5 protein-coding genes are annotated in these 6,061 nt (G+C 70.3%); all 5 read right to left on the reverse strand.

Going from position 1 to position 6,061, the window contains the following annotated elements:
• Positions 1–66: 66 nt before the first annotated feature.
• On the reverse strand, positions 67–963 hold the full coding sequence (locus tag OG734_RS42225; RefSeq protein WP_330292658.1) for a metal ABC transporter permease: 897 nt from the start codon (positions 961–963) through the stop codon (positions 67–69).
• On the reverse strand, positions 960–1,778 hold the full coding sequence (locus OG734_RS42230) for a metal ABC transporter ATP-binding protein (protein WP_330293990.1): 819 nt from the start codon (positions 1,776–1,778) through the stop codon (positions 960–962). Before OG734_RS42230 ends, OG734_RS42225 begins: the two co-directional genes overlap by 4 nt.
• Before the next feature lie 74 nt (positions 1,779–1,852).
• The gene (locus OG734_RS42235) at positions 1,853–2,788 is read right to left on the reverse strand and encodes a metal ABC transporter solute-binding protein, Zn/Mn family (RefSeq protein ID WP_330292659.1); all 936 of its coding nucleotides are present in this window, start codon (positions 2,786–2,788) and stop codon (positions 1,853–1,855) included.
• 127 nt (positions 2,789–2,915) lie between these two features.
• Complete coding sequence (locus OG734_RS42240; protein WP_330292660.1) at positions 2,916–3,887, reverse strand: Lrp/AsnC family transcriptional regulator; 972 nt, start codon at positions 3,885–3,887, stop codon at positions 2,916–2,918.
• A gap of 235 nt (positions 3,888–4,122) precedes the next feature.
• Positions 4,123–5,754 carry an MFS transporter gene (locus OG734_RS42245; RefSeq protein ID WP_330293991.1) on the reverse strand — a complete coding sequence of 544 codons (1,632 nt, stop codon included), beginning with the start codon at positions 5,752–5,754 and terminating at the stop codon, positions 4,123–4,125.
• Positions 5,755–6,061 lie beyond the last annotated feature (307 nt).

The raw sequence follows: 6,061 nt of genomic DNA on the forward strand, positions 1-6,061 counted from the left end.
CGAGGTGAGTCCCGCGGGATCCGGGTTCGTCCGTGAGTGACAAGAGCCGGTGTCGGGCGGACCGCTTCAGGAGACTTGGTGTAGGGCGGGCTGCGGGGCTGTCCTCCGGTCTCCCCACCGCCGGGTGCGGTAGGTGCCGGCCAGGCGGCACAGCGCGTAGATCGTGAACGAGATCGTCGTGACGTACGGGCTGATGGGGATGGAACCGCCCAGCGCGAGCAGGATGCCGCCCTCGATGGAGAGCACGGCGAAGACCACGCTGAGCAGCGGCAGCAGCACCGGGGACGCGGTGACGCGGGAGGCGGCGGCGGCGGGCGTGACGACGAGGGTCAGGACGAGCAGAGCGCCGACGACCTGGACCGACAGGGCGACGGTGAGCCCGAGCACGATCATGAAGACGAAGGACAGTCCACGCACCGGAACGCCACGGGCCGCGGCGACGTCCGGGTCCGCGCTGGCGAACGTCAACGGCCGCCAGATGACGGCCAGCGCGACCAGCACCAGTGCGGAGGTGCCCAGGAGCCAGGTCATCTGCGGGGTGTCGACGGCGACGATCTGCCCGGTGAGCAGCCCGAACTTGTTGGCCGCCCGGCCCTTGTAGAGAGCGAGGAAGAGCACACCGAGCCCGAGACCGAACGGCATGAGGATGCCGATCGCCGAGTTGCGGTCGCGGGCCCGCGCGCCCAGGAGACCGATCGCGCCGGCCGCGAGCAGCGAACCCACGATCGAGCCCCCGACGATGTTCACCCCCAGCAGCAGCGCCGCCGACGCGCCCGCGAACGACAGCTCGCTGATGCCGTGCACCGCGAAGGGCAGGTCGCGCATGATGACGAAGACCCCGGCCAGACCGCCGACGAGGCCGAGCGCGGCACCGGCGATGAGGGAGTTGCGGACCAGCGCTAGGAGTTCGCCGTAGTTGTCGAAGCTGAAGATCTGGTGCCAGACTCCCTCGGCGAGCGTCATGGGCGCACTTCCTCGGTCTCAGGAACGGTCTGGGGGGCGTGATGCGGTGGTGCGGCCGGTCCGTCGGGGGCGCCGACGACCACGACCCGCCCCTGGACCCGGACGACGTCGACGCGGGTGCCGTACAGCCGTGACAGCGACTCGGAGGTCAGCACCTCCTCCGGTGTCCCGATCCGGTGACCGCCCGGCGCCAGGTAGAGCACACGGTCGACCAGGCCGAGCACCGGGTTGATCTCGTGGGTCACGAAGACCACGGACGTGCCCTGGGACCGGCGGCGGGCGTCGACGAGTTCGGTGACGGCCCGCTGGTGGTTCAGGTCGAGGGAGAGCAGGGGCTCGTCGCAGAGCAGGATGCGCGGATCGGTCGCCAGGGCCTGGCCGATGCGGACGCGCTGCCGTTCGCCGCCCGACAACATACCGAGGGGGACGTCGGCGTACGCCGTCGCTCCGACCGAGGCGAGGATCTCGTCCACCCGGCGGCGGACGGCGCCCGTGCGCAGCCGGGGTCCGAAGCGGTGCCCGTCGATGCCGAAGCGCACGAGATCGCGGGCCCGCAGCATCGCCTGTGCGGACAGTTCCGCCTGCTGAGGGACGTACCCGAGGTGCCGGCCGGCCTCGCGCGGGGGGCCGCCGAGGACGGTCAGGGTCCCGGCGGACAGGGGCTGCCGGCCCAGCAGGGCCCGTACGAAACTGGTCTTGCCCGAGCCGTTCGGCCCGAGCACGGCCAGGAACTCTCCCGGCCGCACATCGAGGTCGAGGCCCTGCCACACCACACGCGCGCCGTACGACAGTTCGGCGCCGCGCAGGCTGAGCACCGCACCCAGGTCGCTGCCCCCGGCGGGCCCCTCACCCTGGCGGGGTTGGGGCACGGCGACCGGGGCGGGCTGCCTCACTTGGCGAGCGCGCTCGCGAGCGCGTCGACGTTCGAGGTCATCCAGCCGAGGTAGTCCTGGCCGGCGGGCAGGGTCTCGGTCACCGGTACGACGGGGATGCCGGCCGCCTTGGCCGCGGCCTTGGACTTCTCGGTCTGCGGGCCGGAGGTCTGCTCGTTGTAGACCAGCGCCTTGACCTGCTTGTCGCCGAACACGGCCAGCGTGGCCTGAAGGATCCTGGGGGAGACGTCGTCACCCTCCTCGATGGCCTCGCTGAACTCCTCCGGCGTCCTGTTCACCAGACCGCTCGCGGTGGTCAGGTAGAGCGGCACGGGCTCGGTGATGGCGATGCCATCCCCGGCGTGCTCCTTCTTGATCTGGGCTTCCTTCGCCTCCAGCGCCGTGAGCTTCATCTTGAAGGCCTCGGCGTTCTTGGTGAAGACGGCGGCGTCGTCGGTATCGGCCTTGCCCAGGGCGGCGGCGATACGGTCGGCGATCTTGGCGACGGTCGGGAAGTCGTACCAGACGTGCTCGTTGAGCTCGCCGCCCTTCGGGGCGGTCTTCCCGGAGACCTTGACGGCGTTGATGACCTCGGCGGAGGACCCGCCGCTCTTCAGCATCCGGTCGACGAAGTCGTCGTAGCCGCCGCCGTTCTCGACGACGACCTTCGCCTTCGACAGCGCCAGCTGGTTCTGGGTGTTGGCCTCGTAGGAGTGCGGGTCCTGGTCGGGGTCGCTGATGATCGACGTGACGTCGACCTTCGCGCCGCCTATCTGCTCGACGATGTCGCCGTAGACGTTGGTGGAGGCGACCACGGCGACCTTGGCCGAGGCGACCGGTTCCTGCGCACCGCTCCCGTCACCGCCGGAGTCCGACGAACTGCCGCACCCCGTAAGGAGGGCCAGCGAGGCGCCGGTGATCAGGGCGAGGCGCCGGGACGGGGACGGGGACATGGATCCTCCACGACAGGGGGTCAGAAAGGGTGTGCACGCCACAGTAGATGGAAATGAATGTCAAAAGCATGGCTGAATCCGATCTATATGGAAACCATTGCCAACACTTGACGCGTCGCTCCGGTGGTCAGCGCGTCGGTTCGTAGGCGAGTTGTTTGATCTGGCGCAGGGTGAGAACGGTCTCGACGGCCTGGACACCGTCGAGGGCGCCGATCCTCTCGCTCAGATACGTGTACAGATCACCCGTGCTGGGGGTGCCCACGGAGGCGATGAGATTGGCCTGGCCGGTGATGGCCGCGGCGAAGGACACCTCGGGATGCTCCGCGAGAGCGCGTCCCACCTCGCTCAGCGCGGAGGGGGAGACGGTGAGCCAGAGCAACGCCCCGACACCGTGGCCGACGGACTCGGCGGTGTGCTGCACGTCGAAGTAGAGGGTGCCCGAGGAGCGCAGGCGATCCATACGTCGCCTGACGACGGACTCCGACTGGCCGGTGGCGGACTGGAGTTCGCTGAACGTCGCCCGCCCGTCACGGCGGAGCACCGCGAGCAGGACCTCGTCGTCCTTGTCGGGTGTGACGGTGCCGACTGGGTCGATCTGGGGCAGGCGCAGCGCGTTCACCTGCTCCGGATCGAGTGCCTGGACCTTGTTGAGCCAGCCGAGCGGGCCGCCGTAGAAGACGTGGAGGAGACAGTGGGCGCTGACCGAGATGACGCGGGGGGTGCGCTGAAGACGGTCGAAGAGGAGCTCGTCGCGGTCCTGCCGACTGCGCGGTCTCATCGCGCACAGGACCTCGGTGCCACCGGAGACGAGGTTGATGTACGAGGTGTCGGGACGGCGCGCCAGCGCGTTCGCCAACTGCTCGGCGACGTCGGGGGTGCAGCGCAGCCGGACGATCCAGCCGACGCGGCCGAGCCGGCCCTCGTCGATCATGCCGAGCACCCGCAGACCCGCGGTGGTGCGCAGCCGCCGGAAGCGCCGCGCGACGGTCTGGTCGGACACCCCGAGAACCTCGCCGAGACGGCTGAAGGGTGCCCGTCCGTCGAGTTGCAGTGCTTGCAGCAGCTTCAGGTCGAGCGGGTCGAGCGGGCGGGAGTCCACGGCGGCCCTCCTGGGTCGGGTCGGGATGCGGTCCGGGGAAGTGTGGGGAAGGTATCCGGAAGGCGTGCAGGTGCTCGTCAGGGGCGGGGGCGGTCACCGCTGTGTCGCCGGCGGGCCCGGGACCGATGTGTCCGGTTCCCGGGCCCGTTTCGGCGCCGTACCCCGTCCCCACGGGTGACGCCGGTACCGGTCGGGCGCCCGCTCGACATGCCCGCGCCGACCGGTACGGCTGGTGTCACTCCCTGACGCGGTTGCCGGCCAGGGAGGCGACTTCCTGCTGCTGCGGGACGCCGGCGGCGACGGGGCCCGTGACAGCAGCCGCGTCGCGGGGCTCGGCCACGGGCGACGCGTGCTGCGGGCGGCGCAGCAGGAGCGCTCCGAGGACGGCGGCGAACAGGGTCAGTACGGCGGACACGATCAGGCAGAGGTGCAGGCCGTCCAGGAACGCCTGGGACACGGCGCCCAGCACCCGGGGCATGTCCGCGCCGAGGTCCAGTCCGGCGACCGCACCGATGCCGTCGTGGTCGGCGACCGCCGTGACCTGACGGACCGTCTGACCGGTCAGACCGGCGTCGGTGAGGTGGCCCTGCAGGGAGTCGACGGCCTTGGCGGTCAGCAGAGTGCCGAGGACGGCCGGGCCCAGGGCCGCGCCGACCTGGCGGAAGGCGTTGTTGCCCGCGGCGGCCATTCCGGCCTGGTGGAAGGGGACCGAACTGACCGCGATGGCGGTCATCGGAGTGATGACGAAGGCCATCCCGAGGCCGAGCAGCGCCAGCCGCCAGGCCAGCGACCCGAACGAGGTGTCCACGCCGATGTCCGTGAGAGACAGCAGGGCGGCCGAACTGATCAGCAGACCGCCGGGGATGAGCACCCGTGGCGAGACGCGGTGGACGAGACGGCCGACGGGGGCACCGAGCACCAGGGTGCTCAGGGACACCATCAACAGACGCCAGGCCGCGTCGAGGGTAGACAACTGCTGGACCATGCCGAGGTAGAGGCTGAGGGCGAAGAAGAAGCCGATCAGACCCAGGAAGCTGATCATGGCGATCAGGGTGGTGGCGGTGAAGGCCGGGCTGCGGAACAGGGTCAGGTCCAGCATGGGGCTGGGACTGTGGCGTTCCACCAGGACGAAGGCGACGGCGCCGACCGCGGCGGTGAACAGGGCGACCATCACCTTGACGTCGGTGAACGACGTGGCTCCGCCTTCGATGATTCCGTACACGAGAGCGGTGATCGCCAGCGCGGCGGTGATCTGGCCGGGCCAGTCGAGGCGGCGCGAACCCGGTGCCCGGGAGTCGGTCAGGACCTTCGCGCCGATGCCGACGGCGACCAGCGAGACCGGGACGGACAGGAGATAGATCCAGCGCCAGGCGAAGTGGTCCAGGACGGTGCCGGCGATGACGGGACCGACCGCCAGGGCGGCGCTCAGTGCGGTGGCCCACAGGCCGATGTACTTGCCGCGTTCGCGCGGGTCGGGCACGGCGTGGCTGATGAGGGCGAGCGTGGTGGGCAGCAGCGCGGCCGAGCCCAGCCCGGCCAGGGCCTGGCCCGCCCAGACGGTCTGGATGTTCTGGGCGCACAGGGCGACGAACGAGCCCAGCCCGCTGAGGGCGAGTCCGGCCAGATAGACCTTCTTGCGGCCGTGGACGTCACCGAAGACGCCCGCCGTGAGGATCAGAGCGGCCATGGGCAGGACGAACGCGTCGGACACCCAGGACAGTTGGGATGTCGAGGCGTCCAGGGCCCGCTGGATCGCGGGCAGACTCACCGAGACGGTGGTCACCGGCAGATAGGCGACGAACACTCCCAGGCAGGCCATGACGAGCGTGGCCGCCCGCCGTTCCTGCGGCGCGTTCGCCTTGGTCATGGGGTTCACGGAAACTCTCCCTTTGCGGCGCCGTCGGGCACCGGGTTCGGCTGACTTCGCCGTCACTTTCCGCCCGACCGGGGACCCGACTCCAGCCACGCCCACCGAAAGCCCGGAAACCCGACATCCGGTCGCTCTGTCCGGCGAACTTCCGACATCGCGGAGGCCGACCGGAGCGGCGTCGAAACCGCAGGTACAGACCTGGCGGGAACCACCCGGATAGGTAGCCCCGGTTGAGGAAATAAGGGCGCGGTCTACCCGTTCGGGTGGTGACGTCCGAAGCATGGGCAACGAATCCTTGGTTTGC

Origin of the sequence: Streptomyces sp. NBC_00576 (assembly GCF_036345175.1) — a bacterium.
Lineage (GTDB): Bacteria > Actinomycetota > Actinomycetes > Streptomycetales > Streptomycetaceae > Streptomyces.

Excerpts from the sequence above, each read along its gene's own strand:
- OG734_RS42225 (WP_330292658.1), bottom strand. The coding sequence starts at position 963 with ATGACGCTCGCCGAGGGAGTCTGGCACCAGATCTTCAGCTTCGACAAC.
- OG734_RS42235 (WP_330292659.1), bottom strand. The coding sequence starts at position 2,788 with ATGTCCCCGTCCCCGTCCCGGCGCCTCGCCCTGATCACCGGCGCCTCG.
- OG734_RS42245 (WP_330293991.1), bottom strand. The coding sequence starts at position 5,754 with ATGACCAAGGCGAACGCGCCGCAGGAACGGCGGGCGGCCACGCTCGTC.